The organism is Tardiphaga sp. 768_D3_N2_1 (genome assembly GCF_052076105.1).
In the GTDB taxonomy this organism is placed as follows: domain Bacteria; phylum Pseudomonadota; class Alphaproteobacteria; order Rhizobiales; family Xanthobacteraceae; genus Tardiphaga.
Genome location: NZ_CP197245.1, coordinates 3,828,935 through 3,847,269 on the forward strand (window position 1 = coordinate 3,828,935; position 18,335 = coordinate 3,847,269).

The following is an 18,335-nucleotide window of genomic DNA, read 5'->3' on the forward strand; positions in this document are numbered from 1 at the left end:
TTTCTCAGGCAGCAGCAGCGGCGAATGACGTGACATCCACCAGCCGGTCGGCGATCAAGTGCCGCACTTCGTCGTCATGCACAATGGCGACCATGGCAACACCCGCACGTTTTTTCTCGGCAACCAGTTCGACAACCACGGCGCGGTTGGCGGCATCGAGCGACGCGGTCGGTTCATCCAGCAACAGGATCGGCAGATCGGAAATGAAGCCGCGCGCGATATTGACGCGCTGCTGCTCGCCGCCGGAGAAGGTCGAAGGCGGCAACTTCCACAAGCGCTCGGGAATGTTGAGACGGCGCAGCAATACACTAGCACGGGCCTGCGCTTCCTCTCGTACGACACCGGCAGCCAGCAGCGGCTCAGCCACGACATCGATCGCGGCCACACGCGGCACAGCGCGGAGGAACTGGCTGACATAGCCGATGGTGTCCCGGCGCACATTCAGCACCTGTCGCGGCTCGGCAGTAGCGATATCGACGACATCACCCTTGTGACGCACGCCGATCACGCCGCCATCGCAGCGATAGTTGCCGAAAATCATCTTCAGGATCGACGACTTGCCGGCACCGGAGGGGCCGGACAGCACCACGCATTCGCCGGGCGCGACATGAAACGACACGTTGCGCACCACCGGCAGCCGGACGCCATCCTGCAGGTGCATCACGAAGGTCTTTTCGGCGTTACGGATATCGATCATCGGAATCATGTTGACCTCACGCCGGCAGGATCGAGGAAACGAGCAATTGCGTATAGGGCTCGCGCGGATCGTCGAGCACCTGATCGGTCAGTCCGGTTTCGATCACGCGGCCGCCCTGCATCACCATCACGCGGTGCGACAGCAGCCGCGCCACCGCGAGATCATGGGTGACGACGATGGCCGAGAGACCCAACTCCGAGACCAGCGTGCACATCATGTCGAGCAGGCGCGCCTGCACCGACACGTCGAGGCCACCGGTCGGCTCGTCCATGAAGACGAGGCGCGGTTCGGTCACGAGATTACGCGCGATCTGCAGCCGCTGTCGCATGCCGCCCGAATAGGTCCGCGGCGCATCGTCGATACGATCGGGAGAAATCTCGACGCGTTCGAGCCACGAAGTCGCGGTGTCGCGAATCTTGCCGTAGTGGTTTTGGCCGACGGCCATCAGCCGCTCGCCGACATTGGCTCCCGCGGAAACTGCCATGCGCAGACCCATCGCGGGATCCTGATGCACGAAGCCCCAATCGGTGCGGAACAGGAAGCGCCGCTCAGCCTCGCCCATCTCCGCGAGATCGCGCGTCACGCCATCGCGCATGCGATAGGAGACGCTCCCGGTGCCTGGCGTCAATTGGCCGGAGAGCATTTGCAGCAGCGTCGACTTTCCGGAACCGGACTCGCCGACGATGGCCAGCACTTCGCCGGAATAGAGTTCGAACGACACGTCGCGACATGCCGCAAGACGGCCATAGGATTTTCCTAGGTCTGTCGCAACAAGCAACGGCTCGTCGATGACCGGCACGCGCGTGGTCGATGCATTTGAATTCGCTGTCACATCAAGCATTTGCGCTCTCCGCATAAGGCGCGGCATTCTCGCTGCCGCGATGTCCCTGCGATTGCCGCGTTTCGCAATAGTCGGTGTCGGAACAGACGAACATCCGGCTGCCCTTGTTGTCGGTGACGATCTCGTCGAGATAGCTATCCTCGGCGTTGCACAGGGCGCAGCAGGCCTTGTGCTTGTAGGGCTCAAACGGGTGGTCCTCGAAATCCAGTGACACCACCGATGTGTAAGGTGGAATCGCATAGATGCGCTTTTCGCGGCCGGCGCCGAACAGTTGCAGCGCCGCGCAATTATCCATCTTCGGATTGTCAAATTTCGGCGTCGGCGACGGGTCCATCACATAGCGCGCATTGACCTTCACCGGATAGGCATAGGCCGTCGCGATATGGCCGAAGCGCGCAATGTCCTCATACAGCTTCACGTGGATCAGACCGTATTCGCCGAGCGCATGCATGCGGCGTGTTTCGGTCTCGCGGGGCTCGAGAAAGCGCAGCGGCTCTGGGATCGGCACCTGATAGACCAGCACCTGATGCGCCTGCAGCGTCGCTTCGGGAATGCGATGTCGGGTCTGAATCACCGTCGCATCGTTCGTAATCGTCGTCACCGCAACGCCAGCGGTCTTCTCGAAGAACTTGCGGATCGAAATCGCGTTCGTCGTATCGTCAGAGCCCTGGTCGATGACCTTCAGCTTGTCGATCGGTCCGAGAATTGCTGCCGTCACCTGCACGCCGCCGGTGCCCCAGCCATAGGGCATCGGCATTTCCCTGCTAGCGAAAGGCACCTGATAGCCGGGGATCGCGATGGCCTTGAGAATCGCGCGGCGGATCATCCGCTTGGTCTGCTCGTCGAGATAGGCGAAATTATATGTCGGCGCGTTCATTCCGCAGCCTCCTGAAGAGCAACTGGCGTCTCGTTGGCATCGGCGAATTCCTTGCGCAGCTTGCGGAGCAAGCCAAGCTCGGACTGGAAGTCGACATAATGCGGCAGCTTCAGATGTTCGACGAAGCCGGTCGCCTGCACATTGTCGGAATGCGACATGACGAATTCCTCGTCCTGCGCCGGCGCCTTGACGTCCTCGCCGAGCTCGCGCGCGCGCAGCGCACGATCCACCAGCGCCATCGACATCACCTTGCGCTCGCTCTGGCCGAAGACGAGACCGTAGCCGCGAGTAAAGCAAGGCGCTTCGGTGTCCGAGCCCTTGAACTGGTTGACCATCTGGCATTCGGTCAGCGTGATCGACCCAAGCGGCACCGCGAAACCGACATCCTCGGCCATGAATTCGACCTCGACTTCGCCGAGGCGAATTTCGCCGGCGAACGGATGGCTGCGGCCATAGCCGCGCTGGGTGGAATAACCGAGCGCGAGAAGATAACCCTCATCACCCCGCGCCAGATTCTGGAGGCGCAGATCGCGATCCGCCGGGAAGCTCAACGCGTCGCGGGTGAGATCTCCGACCGGCTTCTCCGGATCTTCTGCGGGCGAGGCCTCGATCAAACCGTCACGACCGAGAATATCCATCACGCGCGGCATCACGCCCGGCTCTGCATTTATCGTGACCGGCTGTTCGGGTGAGGATTCGCCGGTCAGTTCGGGATCGAGCAGGCGATGCGTGTAGTCGAAGGTCGGGCCGAGAACCTGACCACCCGGCATGTCCTTGAAGGTCGAGGACACGCGGCGACGCACCTGCATCTGCGAGGTATCGACGGGCTCGCTCGATCCGAAGCGCGGTAGCGTCGCGCGGAAGGCACGTAGCAGGAAGATCGCCTCGATCATGTCGCCGCGCGCCTGCTTGATGGCCAGCGCCGCGAGCTCGCGGTCATAGAGCGAGCCTTCGGTCATCACGCGATCGACGGCGAGACCGAGCTGATTGGAAATCTGCGCCAGCGACACTTCCGGCACAGCACGATCACCCCGGCGCTCATGGGCCAGCAGACGATGCGCATTTTCGATGGCACGTTCACCACCCTTGACGGCAACATACATGCTCAGCCCTCCTTCGGGACGAGGCGCGTGGTGCGGGGCAACGCGACGATGGCTTCGCCAGACACCAGCACGAGATCGATACCACGCGGAAACAGTGAAGCATTCAGCGCAAGACGATCCAGCAAGTCCGGCACGCCGATCGCAGCACGCAGGATTGTGGCACCGTCGATACCGGGGCCACGCAATTCATAGGCCGGGCCTTCAGTCAGGCTCGCCACCTGCAGAATGATCGTGGTGGAGCGATCCGGATATTCGCCGGAGCCGAATGCAAACTGCTCGAAGGACGGCAGCGCCGCGGGATCCGCCACCACGGCAAAGGCGCATACCGCCGGATCTGCAATCACGGGCGCGCTGGTGTGAAACTTGATCCACTTGGCGACATCCATCGTCGCCGCCAACCTGCTATCGAGCCAGACCGGCGTATCCTGATCGAACAGCGTCAGCGCGATGGCGGCCGCGCCGCGCATCATCGGCGCGGGTACACCCGAAACAGCCTGAATGCGCTGCACGGTACCCGGACGCGCCATCGCATCCATCACCGAACGGAAGGTCGATTGCGCCGCAAGCACCTTGTCCGCGAAACCGGCCGGCATTTCCGCAACTGTCGTCATGATCAGCCCTCCCCGCGCACGAGCGTATAGAAATCGACTTTGGTCGCCGCCGTCTCTGCGGCTTTCCGCTTGACATCCGCAACGACACGCGCACGCAGCGGGGTCAGCACCTGGGCTTCGACAGCATCTGAAAATTTAGCGGTCTGGATGAGCGCATCGCAGAGCGCGATCAGGTGCGCTTTCGCACCGTCACGGCCGAGCGTGTAACCGAAGCCAACCTCGCCGCTTGCGAGCCGTACAGCGGCACGCGACACCGTCGCCTCGCCGAGATTGAATGGCGCGCCATCGCCGCCGATCCGGCCACGCAGCATCACCAGGCCGTTTTCCGGCTGACGCAATTGTTCATGGGCGGGAACAGCGACCGCATCGAGATATCCGGCGATATCCGCCGTGGCGCAGTGCCCAAGGACCCCCATTGCCTCACGGCGCCGGGTCTGCTGGTCGTTCAGGGAGGATGAAGTCATGTCACCGTCGCTCAACAAGTTGTATGGTTTACTAGACAACTTTATAGGCGGAGGCAATGACCGTTTCGTGACAGCGGCACGATTTTTCGCTAATGCGTGGTCGACATCATTCCGGGACCGATTTTGTGACCATTCAGGACAAGCCAACAGGCGTTGCATTGTGGCGGCACGTCGCCGACGGCATCGAGCGCGGCATCGCCGATGGCCGCTATGGCGCTGGCGAAAAGCTGCCCGGCGAGACCGAACTGGCTGACATCTACCGCGTCAATCGCCACACGGTGCGCCGCGCCCTCGCAACCCTGGCCGAACGCGGCCTGGTGCGCGCCGAGCGCGGCAGCGGCACCTATGTGGAATCTCCCAAGCTTGCATATCCCTTGCGGTCACGTACACGCTTCTCGGAAATTGCCGGTGCCGGCGGGCGCGAGCCGCAAGCGCAGTTGATCGGAGCCTGGGACGATGTGGCAACACGCGATCTCGCCAGGCAGCTTGGCCTCAAAGCCGGCGCTCCGCTGATCCGCATCGAGGCGTTGCGCCTCGCTGACAAGACGCCTATCTGCGTCGGCACCAACTGGCTCTCGGCCGAACGCTTTCCCGATTTCGGCAAGGTCTATGAGCGCGTGCGCTCGATGACCAAGGCGCTGGCGCATTACGGTATCAAGGACTATCGCCGCGCCTCGACGAGGGTCACCGCGGGGATCATCGATGCCACCGATGCGACACGGCTTGGTGTCGCACTCGGGCGTCCGATCTTGATTGTCGATTCCATCGATGTGGATGCCGACGGCACCCCGCTGAGCGCCACACATTCACGTTTCGTCGCCGAGCGCGTCGAATTCGTGGTCGATAGCGGCTCGCTCTAGTTAGAACGGATCGGTGCCAAGACCCGGCACATCCGCCGGACGCGGCCCCGGCGCCGGCCACAGGAAACGGCGATCCTTCTCGGCAATGGCCACATCGTTGATGCTTGCCTCGCGGCGACGCATCAGGCCGGCCTCATCAAATTCCCACTGCTCATTGCCATAGGAGCGATGCCAGTTGCCGGCGTCGTCGTGCCATTCATATTGAAAGCGCACGGCAATGTGATTGCCGTCGAATGCCCACAGATCCTTGATCAGCCGGTATTCGTGCTCCTTCGCCCATTTACGAGTGAGGAATTCGACGATCGCCGGGCGCCCCTGAAAGAACTCGCCGCGATTGCGCCAGGTCGAATCCTCGGTATAGGCGAGCGACACTTTCACCGGATCGCGTGAATTCCACGCGTCTTCGGCCATGCGGGCCTTCTGGGCGGCGGTTTCTCGGGTGAAGGGCGGAAACGGTGGACGCGACATGGGACCCTCGGCTTTGCGATGTGCCGGGGATTGTAGCCTTGCCGCATGTGGAGTCGATGCCGTTTCGCCTATCGCACGATTGTTAAATCTGATCGGCCTTCATGGCGATCCGGAGCGCTTTCGGGATCGGCTTGGCGCGGCCGCCGGACACGAAAGCCACCTTTACCTTGGCTTCGAGCAACAACTCATCGCCGCGCCGCACTTCCTGATGCAACGTGATCGAGGCACCCTTCACATCGAGCGGCCGCGTCACGATCTCCAGCAGATCGTCCATCCGCGACGGCTTGAGGAACTCAAGCTGCATCGAACGCACCACGAACGCAAAACCCGGCGCTTCGCTTTCGGCCTCGGCAAACAGCGCGCGCTGATCGGCGCCGAGCAGCCGCAGATAGTTCGTGCGACCGCGCTCCATGAAGCGCAGGTAGTTGGCGTGATAGACGATGCCGGAAAAATCCGTGTCTTCGTAATAGACGCGCACCTGCATGCGATGCAAGCCGTCGGCGATGGCGCCGTCAAGATGGGAGGTCGTCGAGACTGTCATTGCGAAAAACCGTGAGATGCGAGCGGCAACACGTGATCGCGCGTCAAAGGTGCCAAAACGATGGCCTCCGGTGCAGCCGGATCAATCCAGAGCGCTTCGGCAATCTCGGCCTGCGGCATGATCGCGCCATCGACCTTCACCGCATAGACACTCGCCTGCACCTGCCATCCCGGTTCATTGGCGGCAATACTGTTGAACTGCCCAAGCGCTTGCGCGGAGCCTGGCACCATCCGGCAACCGAGCTCCTCGCTAATCTCGCGTTCCAGCGCGGCCAGATCGTCTTCGCCAGCGTCACGCTTGCCGCCCGGCTGCATGAAGGCCTCGGTGCCGCGCTTGCGCACTACCAGCATGCGCCCGTTATCGTCGCGGATCAGCGCGGCTACCACGCCGATAATCTTATCGGTCATCGCGCTACTCCTCTTCGCCAAACAACCCGATCTGACTCGCATCGCGTTTCGGCTCCTGCAGTCCCAGGTGCTTGAACGCATGCGAGGTCAGCAGCCGGCCGCGCGGAGTGCGCTGCAGATAGCCGCACTGGATCAGATAGGGCTCGATGATGTCCTCGATGGCGTCGCGCGGCTCGGACAGAGCGGCCGCCATGGTTTCGACGCCGACCGGGCCGCCGGCATAGTTCATGGCGATGGTGGTGAGATAGCGGCGATCCATCGCATCGAGACCCGCACTGTCGACTTCCAATGCGGAGAGCGCATGGTCGGCGATCTTGCGATTGATCGCGGCGGCATCGGCCGCCGAGGCGAAGTCGCGCACGCGGCGCAAGAGACGCCCGGCAATACGCGGCGTGCCGCGGGCGCGGCGCGCGATCTCGTTGGCGCCCTCCGGCGTCATGCCGATCTCCAGCACGCGCGCACCGCGGGTGACGATCTTTTCGAGTTCTTCAATCGTGTAGAAGTTCAGCCGCAGCGGAATGCCGAAACGATCGCGCAGCGGATTGGTGAGCAGGCCCGCGCGTGTAGTCGCGCCAACCAGGGTGAATTTCGACAATTCGATCTTCACCGAACGTGCGGCAGGACCTTCGCCGATGATGAGGTCAAGTTGGAAATCCTCCATCGCCGGATAGAGCACTTCTTCCACGGCAGGGCTGAGGCGATGGATCTCGTCGATGAACAGAACGTCGCGCTCTTCGAGATTGGTGAGCAGCGCCGCGAGGTCGCCTGCCTTCGCAATCACGGGGCCGGATGTCGCGCGAAATCCAACGCCGAGCTCGCGCGCGACGATCTGCGCCAGCGTGGTCTTGCCAAGGCCCGGCGGGCCGACGAACAGCGTGTGATCCAGCGCCTCACCGCGCTTGCGAGCGGCATCGATGAAGATCTGCAAATTCGCGCGCGCCTGCGCCTGGCCGACGAAATCGGAGAGCGACTGCGGGCGCAGCGCGGTGTCGCCGACATCGTCGGAACGGCGTTCAGGCGTAATCATGCGATCGGGTGGCGTATTCATGATGCGACGTTACCACGGTGCAACGGCCGCGCGAACCACCAGCACAGGCTGGCTGGAATCACGGCAATACAAGCGAGCAATACCGAGAGCGACAGCGCCTGTGTGAACGATCGAACGCCGGGCAAAATCACCGCCGACGATTCCGAGGGTTGAACGAACATTCCAAAACCGATGAAACCGGCAATGCCGACAGCCGCAGCGAGCCACGCCATCCAGATCGCGTTTTGCCCGGCATAGACAGCCGACAGCGCGAAGACGACGCCGGCACCAAGCGACGGCAGCAGCGCCGCCAATGCAGCAACGAATGCCAACAGCCACAGTGCAATTGAGAGAAGCGATCTGAAACCATCGAGATCGGCGATAGAGAAGATCAGTTGCAGGATGGACGCCCCCAGACCGACGACGAGCAACGACACGAGCGCAGCCACGGACAGCGAACCGACAATACCGAAGATCATGACAATGCCGATCACGCGGGCGATCCTGGCAAGGCTCACTTCGCCAATTCCTTCAGCCCGAGCTTGATGAGTTGCGCCGTTTCCGCACCCTCGCCTGCGCTGCGCGACGCTGATGCGACGGCAGCCGCAGCCTGTGGCTGGCCATAGCCGAGATTGACCAGCGCCGAGATCGCATCAGTGACCGGGCGCGGTGCATTTCTGTCGTCGATCGAACCGGCGAGTTGCGCGACCACCGGATCGACCGATGCGAAGGCCGGCGCCTTGTCCTTCAATTCGCTGACAATGCGCTCGGCGACTTTCGGACCGACACCCGGCGTGCGCGCCACGGCCGTCTTGTCGCGCAGCGCGATGGCATTGGCGAGGTCAGCCGGCGGCAGCGTGCTGAGCACTGCAAGCGCGACCTTGGCGCCGACGCCCTGCACGGTCTGCAGCAGACGGAACCATTCGCGCTCCAAGTCGCTGCGGAATCCGAACAGCTTGATCTGGTCTTCGCGGACATAGGTTTCGATGGAGAGCACCGCAGCCTCACCCGCTTGCGGCAATGCCTGCAACGTACGTGCGGAACAATGCACCTGATAGCCGACGCCCTGTACGTCGAGGATCACGTAGTCCTCGCCGTAGCTGTCGATCAGACCTTTGAGCTTGCCGATCACGCCAATACTCCAACCAACATACGCGTCCGACGCCGCTGTTCATCGTCCCCTCCCCCCTTGCGGGGGAGGGTGGCGCGCAGCGCCGGGAGAGGGGTTAGCCACAAGCGAAGTCGCCCGCAGCTCCCCCCCTCCCCGGCCCTCCCCCGCAAGGGGGGAGGGAGCTGACAGTGTGTGTTGATAGTCACGCGCCGACGACCTTGAGACGCAGCATCGTGCTCTGGCGATGATGTGCATGGGTGATGGCGATGGCGAGCGCATCGGCCGCGTCGGCGGATTTCGGCTCAGCCTTCGGCAACAGGATTTTCAGCATCACCTGGATCTGGTTCTTGTCGGCATGACCGGCACCGACCACCGTCTTCTTCACCTGATTAGGCGCATATTCTGCGACTGCGATGCCAAACATCGCCGGCGTCATCATCGCAATGCCGCGCGCCTGACCAAGCTTCAGCGTGGCAACACCGTCCTTGTTGACGAAGGTCTGCTCGACAGCAGCCTCGGCCGGCTGGAAATCGCCGAGGATCTTGGCGAGCCCTTCATGAATGCCCAGCAGCCGGCTCGCGAGCGGCAGAGTGTCCGGCGGCTCCACCGAGCCGCAGCCGATATAGGTCAGCCTGTTGCCGTCGATCTCGATGACGCCCCAGCCGGTGCGGCGCAGGCCCGGATCGATGCCGATGACGCGGACAGGTGGGCGAATCGCGGGGTGTGTCATCCCACAGGAATAACGCCGGTCGGAACGGAACGAAATAGAAACGCGCGCCCGTCCCAAGGGAAAGAGAGGGAAGCTGAGCTCCTGCTCAGCCGCCCATCTTGGCCATCAAGGCATCCGACACTTCGAAATTGGCATAAACGTTCTGCACGTCGTCATGCTCGTTCAGGAGGTCCATCAGCTTGATCAGTTTCTCGCCGGTCTCGTCATCGACCGAGAGTGTGTTCTGCGGCTTCCAGATCACCGCGGCCTTGCGGGCCTCGCCGAACTTGGCTTCCAGTCCCCTTGCCACCTCGCGAAAGGTTTCCTGCGAGGCGTAGACTTCATGGCCGCCTTCGCCAGACACCACATCATCGGCGCCGGCCTCGATGGCGGCTTCCAGCATCTCGTCGGCGGAGGCCTTTTCGGCGTCATACTCGATAATGCCGACGTGATCGAACATGAAGGACACCGAGCCGGTTTCCCCCATATTGCCGCCGGATTTGGTGAAATAGGAACGGATGTCGGAGGCAGCGCGATTGCGGTTGTCGGTCAGCGCCTCGACGATGACAGCAACGCCGCCGGGGCCATAGCCCTCGTAGCGGATTTCATCGTAATTCTCGCCTTCGGTCCCGATCGCCTTCTTGATGGCGCGCTCGATATTGTCACGCGGCATATTCTCCTGACGCGCGGCGATCACGGCAGCGCGCAGCCGGGCGTTCATCGCCGGATCCGGCGTCCCCATCTTGGCAGCTACGGTGATTTCGCGCGCCAACTTGCTGAACAGCTTGGACTTCTGGGCATCCTGCCGGCCCTTGCGGTGCATGATGTTCTTGAATTGGGAATGTCCGGCCATGCGGTCTCTCTTGAATCGTCAGGTGTCTTTAGGGGCTGCGGCGCGGGGTTATAGGCCGCAAAGCCTGCAAAATCAAAAGTATGCGTCGAAATCTCGCAGGCCAAAACCGGCGCTGCTGCAATCCTTAACACTCACTTCACCTTCGGGTGTAAGGATACCCGCATAGATTGTACCCCCGCGAGATTTGATTATGGCATTTGGACTGTTCCGCAAGCGGCAGCCCGATCAGGCTGCGCAGGTACCTCCGCCCGAAAAGATCGTGGCAGCAGAGGTTTCGACGACCTCGGAAGCAGATTCTGCAAGCGACATCCTGGAGTTGCTGGAACTCGAACTGGGCGCGCTTATCCGCCAGCTCGAGCGCGCGGCAACTTCGGTGGCCGGCGGCGCCGAATCGACCGCGACGACCCTCTCCGCCATCCGCGCCCGCACCGATGTCCTGGCCGACCGCAGCAGCGCCGCGCAATCCACCGCCACCACCTTTGCGCAGGCTGCCGACAAGTTCACCCATTCGGCCGAGGGCATCGGCGCGCAGGTGCGCGATGCCTCTAGGCTCGCGGATGAGGCCGGCGCCGCCGCTCATGAAGCCAGCGCCAATGTGGACCGGCTGCGCGACTCCTCTGCCGCGATCAGCAACGTCCTCGACCTGATCGCGCAGATCGCCCGGCAGACGACAATGCTGGCGCTGAACGCGACTATCGAGGCGGCACGTGCCGGCGCCGCAGGCCGCGGCTTCTCGGTGGTCGCTACCGAGGTCAAGGCGCTCGCAGTGCAGACGGAGAACGCTACCGAAGAGATCAAGAAGAAGATCGACACCCTGCAGCGCGACGCAGCGAGTTCGGTCGACGCGGTGCATCGCATCTCCACAGCCATCGACGCGATCCGCCCGGTCTTTGCCAATGTCAACGGCGCGGTCGCCGAGCAGAACGCAACAACCAGCGAGATGTCGCATAACGCAGCCACAGCCTCGCAATTCATCGTCTCGGTCGGCGACAGCGCCGCGGAAATCGATAGCGCAGCAAAGGAAGCGGCCGCCCATGGCGAACATGTCGCGCTGGCCGGTCAGGCCGTGACGATGTTTGCCTCGCGGCTGAAGTCGCGTTGCGCAGTGCTGCTTAAACAAAGCGAGCGCGAAGACGAGCGACGACGCGAAAAGCTGCCATGTCACCTCAATGTCGATCTTCAGACGCGCACCGGCCAGATCAGCGCGCCGGTCTATGAAATCTCGATGGACGGCATCCTGATCGGCGGACCAGACGCGAACCGGCTTCCATTGCACGACATCGTTGCTGCCGAACTGAGCGAGGTCGGCCCCTGCCGCCTGCGCATTGCCGAACATTCCCCCGCGGGGGCACAGGCACTGTTCGTCGCGCCCGACAACCATCTCATCAGCCGGATCGAAGACCGGCTATGGGCAATTCATGACGAAAACACCGAATTCGTTACCCGCGCCATTGATGCCGGCGCGGTGCTCAACAAGATCTTTGCCGACGGTATTGCATCCGGTGCTATCAGCATCGACGACATGTTCGATGACAACTACGTCGAGATCCCCGGCTCCAATCCGGTACAATACCGGACCAAGATTCTCGGCTGGGCCGACCGCGCGCTGCCGGAATTCCAGGATGCCTTTCTGGCAAAAGACTCCCGCATGGCGTTCTGCGCCATGATCGACCGCAACGGCTATCTGCCGGTGCATAACAGCATCTATTCCAAGCCGCAGCGCCCCGGCGACGTCGCCTGGAACACTGCCAACAGCCGCAACCGCCGCATCTTCAACGATCCGGCTGGATTGGCCGCCGGTCGCAACACCCGCTCCTATCTGATCCAGAGCTATGCTCGCGACATGGGCAATGGCCAGACCGTGATGATGCGCGAGATCGACGTGCCTGTGCGCATACAGGGACGCCATTGGGGCGGCTTCCGTACGGCGTACAAATTATGATTTGAGTTTGCACACGGCGCTGCGCTGTCACCTGAGACCTGGCGCAGCGCCGCATATTCCGTCTGTGAGCGGGCTAGCGGCCAAAACTGCCAAGCCCTCCTAGCCGCCGCTCGTTCGGCCTTCCGCATTGTCATCTCCGCCGTATGAACCGCCGCCATATCCGTATGGCGCGCCGTATCCATATGAACCGGGGCCGGCACCAAATCCGGGATAGACCATGACGGGGGCGCTTCCTTCATACCGGGCGTGAGAGGACATGATCCGTCGATGCTTGCTGGCAGCGCTATGCCCGTCTTTGGCCTGCGCGGTCCAGCTCGTAGTGCTGGCGATCAGTAAAGCGGCGCCCAACTCAATGAGCCCCGCGACCTCAGATGCGCACGCTTGGCCCTCAAGGCAGCGCCAATCACGCGTAGTTGAATTTCAGCTTGCGGTATCCCGTCCTGCATCGACACAGCAGCGACGAGACCCGTCGGGGGCCATTCTCACCGCTCGCCATAAAGTTGGGAGGCAGTGTCACACCGCTGACATTTGCATCGGTCCATAACCGTGGACCCATTCGATACCAGCGGAGCAGCCATGACCGAACATTCCCTCGACGACGCGCAAGCGATTCACGACCGCATTCGCGCAGAAATGCTGGACGGCTTCGACGAAGAACTCGAGCTCGAGATCGATGACGATCATCTCGACGCCCTGACCAACGAAATGTCCGACCACAGCCCGGCGGAGACCATCGAGCGACGCCTCTATTTCAAGGAACTATTCCGCCTGCAGGGTGAATTGGTGAAGCTGCAGAGCTGGGTGCAGCAGAACAAGCTCAAGGTCGTGGTGATCTTCGAGGGTCGCGATTCCGCTGGCAAGGGTGGCGTGATCAAGCGGATCACCCAACGGCTCAATCCGCGCGTCTGCCGCGTTGCCGCCCTCCCCGCACCGAATGAGCGCGAACGCACCCAGTGGTACTTCCAGCGTTACGTCTCGCACCTGCCTGCCGGCGGCGAGATCGTGCTGTTCGATCGCAGCTGGTACAATCGCGCCGGCGTCGAGCGCGTAATGGGTTTCTGCACCGAGGACGATGTACAGGAGTTCTTTCGCTCGGTGCCGGAATTCGAACGCATGCTGGTGCGCTCCGGCATCATTCTGATCAAATACTGGTTCTCGATCACCGACGAAGCGCAGCACCTGCGCTTCTCGATGCGCATCGCCGACCCGCTGAAGCAGTGGAAGCTCAGCCCGATGGACGTTGAGGCGCGCACCCGCTGGGAGCAATACACCAAGGCCAAGGAAGCGATGCTCGAACATACGCATATTCCGGAAGCCCCGTGGCATGTGGTGCAGGCCGTCGACAAGAAGAAGGCACGCCTGAACTGCATCGCGCACCTGCTCGAACAGATCCGCTATCAGGATGTCGAACATCCGCCGGTGATCCTGCCCGCGCGCGTCCGCAATCCCGACTATCACCGCACGCCGGTACCAGCCGAGATGTATGTGCCCGAAAAATACTGAGCATCTCGGCGGCAGGCGGCCCTTGGATGGCGGCCTGCCGACGGGCAACGTTGTGCCTTGAACAAAACGCCTCCGTTTTGAATAAAACGCCTGTACGCCCGTAATCGCACGCTCGCGAACGTTGCGTCATTGCCTGCAGTTGCAGCCCAATGCTGAAACACCACGCCCGCATCACATAGTTGCGATATTCCTTCTATTGAAATGATGATCGCAAGCTTATACTCATTCCAAACGACCTTCTGACGGGCGTTGTGGACGCTTCCGTCGCAGTGGGTGTTGGTCGATGGGGGCACCATGGCGACAAATCTCACGATCAATGGCGAACAGAAGACGTTCGACGCACCGGACGACATGCCCCTGCTCTGGGTGCTGCGCGACATTCTCGGCATGACCGGCACGAAATTTGGCTGCGGCGTCGCGCTTTGCGGTGCGTGTACCGTGCATGTGGATGGCAAGGCTGTGCGCTCCTGCCTGCTGCCGATCAGCGCGGTGAGCGGGCGAGCGATCACCACCATCGAAGGCGTCGGCGCCACGCCAGTCGGCGCCAAGGTGCAGAAGGCCTGGCTCGATCTCGAAGTCATTCAATGCGGCTACTGCCAATCCGGACAGATCATGTCGGCGGCGGCGCTCCTCGCTTCTACGCCGACCCCCGACGATTCTGACATTGATGCCGCCATGGCCGGAAATATTTGTCGCTGCGGCACCTATGTCCGGGTGCGTGAAGCCATCAAACATGCTGCCTCCGAACGGCAAACCTAGGAGTCGGCTATGAAACTTGCAAACAACATGCTTGTTGCGGCCGGTCCTGCAAACAAGCCTTCCGGCCTGTCACGGCGCAATCTGCTCGCTGGCGCCTTCGCCGGCGGCTTTATGCTCGCTTTCCATCTTCCGGTACGCGCGGCCAATGAGCCGACGCAGCCTGCCGATACGACGGAGGGTAAATTCGCGCCCAACGCGTTCATCCGGATCGACACCAGCGGCAAGACCACTCTGGTGATGCCGCAAGTCGAGATGGGGCAAGGCATCTATACGGCCATCGCCATGATCCTCGCTGAAGAGCTCGACGCAGATTATGCGCAGATCACGCTGCAGCATGCGCCGCCCAGCGACAAACTCTACGGAAATCCAATTTTCATCATCCAGGCGACCGGCGGATCGACTTCGGTGCGCGCATTCTGGAAGCCGCTGCGCAATGCCGGCGCAACCGCGCGTGCCATGCTTGTGCAAGCCGCAGCTGAACAGTGGCAAGTTGAACCCGCGAGCTGCACGGCGTCGAACGGGCAAGTGATGCATGCGGCCAGCGGGCGTAAACTGTCCTATGGCGAGTTGTGCGACGCCGCCAGCAAACTCACACCTCCAAAGGACGTCGCGCTCAAGGACCCGAAAGACTTCTCGGTGATCGGCAAGCCGCTGAAGCGCTTCGACACGCCGGACAAGGTCAACGGCAAGACGATCTATGGCATCGACGCGATGTTGCCTGGCATGACATTCGCTACGCTGGCGCAATGCCCGGTGTTCGGCGGCAAGGTTGCCAAGGTCGATGACCGCGCGGCGAAGAAGATTCCGGGCGTGCGGCAGATCGTGGTGCTCGACGACCTCGTGGCCGTGGTTGGCGATCACATGTGGGCCGCCAAGTCCGGGCTCGAAGCGCTCGACATCACCTGGGACGAAGGCCCCAACGCGAAGATCAGTTCGAAGGACATCTGGGCGCATTTGCGCGCCGCCAGCGAGACGGACGGCGTGATCGCCAAATCCGTCGGCGACATTGCCAAGGGTCTCGCCACCGGCGAACGGATCGACGCGTCCTACGAAATGCCGTTCCTGGCCCACGCGACCATGGAGCCCTTGAATTGCACAGTGCACTTCAAGGGAGATTCCTGCGAGGTCTGGACTGGCACGCAGATCATGTCGCGGGTGCAGTCCGAGGCTGCCAAGGCCGCTGGCTTGCCGGTCGACAAGGTGACGGTCAACCAGCACATGATCGGCGGTGGCTTCGGCCGCAGGCTTGAGCCTGACATGGTGGTGGCGGCGGTGCGCATCGCCAAACAGGTCAATGGACCGGTCAAGGTGGTGTGGACGCGCGAGGAGGACATTCAGCACGACATCTATCGCCCGGTCTATCGTGACAACATCTCGGCGACGCTGTCGGGCGGCAAAGTGGTCGGCTTCAAGTACAAGATCGCCGGCGCGGCCATTCTCGCGCGCTGGCTGCCGCCAGCGTTCCAGAAGGGCATCGACATCGACGCCATCGATAGCGCCGCCGACACGCCCTACGACTTCCCGCATTTCCAATGCGAATATATCCGCGTCGAACCGCCGGCGGTGCCGACCGGCTTCTGGCGCGGCGTCGGCCCGAACAATAACGTGTTCGCGATCGAGAGCTTCATGGATGAGCTCGCTCGCAAGGCCGGCAAGGATCCCGTCGTGTTCCGGCGTGAATTGCTCGGCAAGGCGCCGCGGATGCTGGCGGCGCTCAATCTCGCGGCGGAGAAGGCCAACTGGGGTCAGCCGCTGCCAGCGCGCGTCGGACGCGGCGTGAGCATCCAGCCCACCTTCGATACCTCGATCGCGACCGTGGTCGAAGCCGAGATCGATTCACAGGGTGAAATTCGTCTGCGTCAGGTCAATGTGGCGGTCGACACCGGCATCGCCGTCAACCCTGACACCATCGTGGCGCAGATCGAAGGCGGCATCGTGTTCGGCCTCACCGCCGCGCTCTATGGCGATATCACCATCGAGAAGGGACGCGTGCAGCAATCCAATTTCCACGACTACCGCATGCTTCGGATCGACCAGATGCCGAAAATCAATGTCCACCTCATCAAGAGCGTTGAAGCGCCCGGCGGCATCGGCGAGTGCGGCGTGATCGGCGGTCCGCCGGCACTGCGCAATGCGATCTATGCCGCGACTGGCGTTGCGCTGCGGAGGATGCCGATCGACCGCGATGCGATCGCCGAGAGGAAGAAGTCATGACGCCCGCCGCACGCCGCATTCTCGGCAGCGTCATCCTGATCGGTGTTGTCGGTGCCGCTGGCGCTGCGCTCTATGTGCGGGGCCCCGGACCGATGGCTTTCTCGGGCGGGCCGAAGGTGGCGCTAGCCGACTACAAGGGCCCCAATCCCACCGGCGTTCCCGCCAACATGACCAACGCCAGCCCGATCGCGCGCGGTGAATATCTCGCGCGTGCGGCGGATTGCATGGTCTGCCACACTGCGCCCGGCGGCAAAGAATATGCCGGCGGCTTCGCATTCAAACTTCCGTTCGGTACACTTTACTCGACCAACATCACGCCGGACAAAGAAACAGGCATCGGCAACTACACCGATCAGCAGTTTCTCGACGCCGTTCGAAGCGGCAAACGCCACGACGGCGCCCGGCTCTATCCGGCGATGCCCTATACGTCCTACACCTACATGACCGATGCGGACACGCTCGCGGTCAAAGCCTATCTGTTCAGCCTCGCACCGGTACGCGCAGCACCGCCCGAGAATACGCTGGCCTTTCCGTTCAATCAGCGCTGGGCAATGACCTTCTGGTCGGCATTGTTCAATCCCGATACGCGCTTCGAACCCGATACGTCGCAAAGCCCGGAATGGAACAGGGGCGCCTATCTCGTCGAGGCGCTGGCGCATTGCGGCGAATGCCATACGCCGCGCAATCTCGGCTTCGCGCTCGACAACCGCAAGAAATTCGCTGGCGCCCTGACCGCCGGGTGGCGGGCCTTCAATATCACCTCGGACAAGACGACAGGTCTTGGTAGCTGGAGCGACGACGATGTCGTGTCCTATCTGTCGATCGGACACGCCAAGGGTCACGGCACCGCGTCGGGCCCGATGGGCGAAGCCGTGGACCACAGTTTCAGCAAGATGGCGCCGACGGATATCAAGGCGATGGTCGCATTCCTGCGCACCGTGCCGGCGGTGCCCTCGCCTGATCTGCCCGCCAAACTCGCGGCACCCGCACCGCCTTCGCACAGGGATGGCATGACGGCGAACGCGCTTGGCAAGACAGTCTTCCAGGGCGCCTGCGTGAGCTGCCATGGCTGGACCGGCGAGAGCGCACTCTCGCCCATGGCCACGCTGACCGGCGCGTGGGCTGTTAACGATCCCGCCGCGACGAACGTGGCCCAGATCGTGATCTCCGGCACCAAGCGGCATACGCCGCAAGGCGCACTGTCGATGCCGGCTTTCGGCAAGAGCCATTCAGATATGGAGATTGCGGCCGTCGCCAACTATGTAACGGCGCGCTTCGGCAGCAAGGGATCCCAGATCACGGCAAGCGACGTCGCGGAGCTACGCAAGCAGACGGAGCAGTAGGCCGA

Annotated in this window: 20 protein-coding genes; 6 read left to right on the forward strand and 14 right to left on the reverse strand. The window is 62.4% G+C overall.

The window, feature by feature from the left end; translation table 11 throughout:
* Positions 1-4 precede the first annotated feature (4 nt).
* The 6 genes from phnL to phnG are packed head-to-tail and all read right to left on the reverse strand — an operon-like array spanning position 5 to position 4,593.
* Positions 5-706, reverse strand: coding sequence for a phosphonate C-P lyase system protein PhnL (gene phnL, locus AB8A27_RS18010; protein WP_441243083.1), 702 nt, complete (start codon positions 704-706; stop codon positions 5-7).
* A 7-nt stretch (positions 707-713) separates the two neighbouring features.
* On the reverse strand, positions 714-1,538 hold the full coding sequence (gene phnK / locus AB8A27_RS18015) for a phosphonate C-P lyase system protein PhnK (RefSeq protein ID WP_441243084.1): 825 nt from the start codon (positions 1,536-1,538) through the stop codon (positions 714-716).
* The gene (locus AB8A27_RS18020; protein WP_441243085.1) at positions 1,531-2,415 is read right to left on the reverse strand and encodes an alpha-D-ribose 1-methylphosphonate 5-phosphate C-P-lyase PhnJ; all 885 of its coding nucleotides are present in this window, start codon (positions 2,413-2,415) and stop codon (positions 1,531-1,533) included. Before AB8A27_RS18020 ends, phnK begins: the two co-directional genes overlap by 8 nt.
* A complete protein-coding gene (locus tag AB8A27_RS18025) occupies positions 2,412-3,518 on the reverse strand; it encodes a carbon-phosphorus lyase complex subunit PhnI (protein WP_441243086.1) in 1,107 nt (368 codons plus the stop codon). Before AB8A27_RS18025 ends, AB8A27_RS18020 begins: the two co-directional genes overlap by 4 nt.
* 2 nt (positions 3,519-3,520) lie before the next feature.
* Positions 3,521-4,129, reverse strand: a complete 609-nt coding sequence (phnH, locus tag AB8A27_RS18030) for a phosphonate C-P lyase system protein PhnH (protein WP_441243087.1) — start codon at positions 4,127-4,129, stop codon at positions 3,521-3,523.
* 2 nt (positions 4,130-4,131) lie between these two features.
* On the reverse strand, positions 4,132-4,593 hold the full coding sequence (gene phnG / locus AB8A27_RS18035; RefSeq protein WP_441243088.1) for a phosphonate C-P lyase system protein PhnG: 462 nt from the start codon (positions 4,591-4,593) through the stop codon (positions 4,132-4,134).
* 125 nt (positions 4,594-4,718) lie between these two features.
* On the opposite strand from phnG, the gene phnF reads away from it, so the two are divergent.
* Positions 4,719-5,453, forward strand: coding sequence for a phosphonate metabolism transcriptional regulator PhnF (gene phnF / locus AB8A27_RS18040; RefSeq protein WP_441243089.1), 735 nt, complete (start codon positions 4,719-4,721; stop codon positions 5,451-5,453).
* On the opposite strand, the gene AB8A27_RS18045 is transcribed toward phnF, so the two are convergent.
* The 8 genes from AB8A27_RS18045 to AB8A27_RS18080 all read right to left on the reverse strand — a co-directional run bounded on the left by AB8A27_RS18045 (position 5,454) and on the right by AB8A27_RS18080 (position 10,569).
* Positions 5,454-5,921 carry a nuclear transport factor 2 family protein gene (locus tag AB8A27_RS18045; RefSeq protein ID WP_315843247.1) on the reverse strand — a complete coding sequence of 156 codons (468 nt, stop codon included), beginning with the start codon at positions 5,919-5,921 and terminating at the stop codon, positions 5,454-5,456.
* 82 nt (positions 5,922-6,003) lie between these two features.
* The gene (ybgC, locus tag AB8A27_RS18050; protein WP_441243090.1) at positions 6,004-6,462 is read right to left on the reverse strand and encodes a tol-pal system-associated acyl-CoA thioesterase; all 459 of its coding nucleotides are present in this window, start codon (positions 6,460-6,462) and stop codon (positions 6,004-6,006) included.
* Positions 6,459-6,869: an NUDIX hydrolase gene (locus AB8A27_RS18055; protein ID WP_441243091.1), complete on the reverse strand. Its 411-nt coding sequence runs from the start codon at positions 6,867-6,869 to the stop codon at positions 6,459-6,461. The genes ybgC and AB8A27_RS18055 overlap by 4 nt, the downstream gene beginning before the upstream one ends.
* A gap of 4 nt (positions 6,870-6,873) precedes the next feature.
* A complete protein-coding gene (ruvB, locus tag AB8A27_RS18060; RefSeq protein WP_441243092.1) occupies positions 6,874-7,917 on the reverse strand; it encodes a Holliday junction branch migration DNA helicase RuvB in 1,044 nt (347 codons plus the stop codon).
* Positions 7,914-8,414, reverse strand: a complete 501-nt coding sequence (locus AB8A27_RS18065) for a hypothetical protein (protein WP_441243093.1) — start codon at positions 8,412-8,414, stop codon at positions 7,914-7,916. The genes ruvB and AB8A27_RS18065 overlap by 4 nt, the downstream gene beginning before the upstream one ends.
* Entirely contained in the window at positions 8,411-9,028 is a 618-nt protein-coding gene (gene ruvA, locus AB8A27_RS18070) for a Holliday junction branch migration protein RuvA (protein ID WP_441243094.1), read from the reverse strand. The genes AB8A27_RS18065 and ruvA overlap by 4 nt, the downstream gene beginning before the upstream one ends.
* Positions 9,029-9,209: 181 nt before the next feature.
* Positions 9,210-9,737: a crossover junction endodeoxyribonuclease RuvC gene (ruvC, locus tag AB8A27_RS18075; RefSeq protein ID WP_441243095.1), complete on the reverse strand. Its 528-nt coding sequence runs from the start codon at positions 9,735-9,737 to the stop codon at positions 9,210-9,212.
* Between the two features lie 85 nt (positions 9,738-9,822).
* Positions 9,823-10,569, reverse strand: coding sequence for a YebC/PmpR family DNA-binding transcriptional regulator (locus AB8A27_RS18080; RefSeq protein ID WP_441243096.1), 747 nt, complete (start codon positions 10,567-10,569; stop codon positions 9,823-9,825).
* Positions 10,570-10,759: 190 nt separating this feature from the next.
* On the opposite strand from AB8A27_RS18080, the gene AB8A27_RS18085 reads away from it, so the two are divergent.
* From AB8A27_RS18085 to AB8A27_RS18105, 5 genes are all read left to right on the forward strand, one after another.
* Positions 10,760-12,511, forward strand: a complete 1,752-nt coding sequence (locus tag AB8A27_RS18085) for a methyl-accepting chemotaxis protein (protein ID WP_441243097.1) — start codon at positions 10,760-10,762, stop codon at positions 12,509-12,511.
* Positions 12,512-13,087: 576 nt separating this feature from the next.
* Positions 13,088-14,014 carry a polyphosphate kinase 2 gene (ppk2, locus tag AB8A27_RS18090; protein WP_441243098.1) on the forward strand — a complete coding sequence of 309 codons (927 nt, stop codon included), beginning with the start codon at positions 13,088-13,090 and terminating at the stop codon, positions 14,012-14,014.
* Positions 14,015-14,308: 294 nt separating this feature from the next.
* A complete protein-coding gene (locus tag AB8A27_RS18095) occupies positions 14,309-14,773 on the forward strand; it encodes a (2Fe-2S)-binding protein (protein WP_441243099.1) in 465 nt (154 codons plus the stop codon).
* A gap of 9 nt (positions 14,774-14,782) precedes the next feature.
* A complete protein-coding gene (locus AB8A27_RS18100) occupies positions 14,783-16,987 on the forward strand; it encodes a molybdopterin cofactor-binding domain-containing protein (protein WP_441243100.1) in 2,205 nt (734 codons plus the stop codon).
* A complete protein-coding gene (locus tag AB8A27_RS18105; RefSeq protein ID WP_441243101.1) occupies positions 16,984-18,330 on the forward strand; it encodes a c-type cytochrome in 1,347 nt (448 codons plus the stop codon). Before AB8A27_RS18100 ends, AB8A27_RS18105 begins: the two co-directional genes overlap by 4 nt.
* Positions 18,331-18,335: the final 5 nt, after the last annotated feature.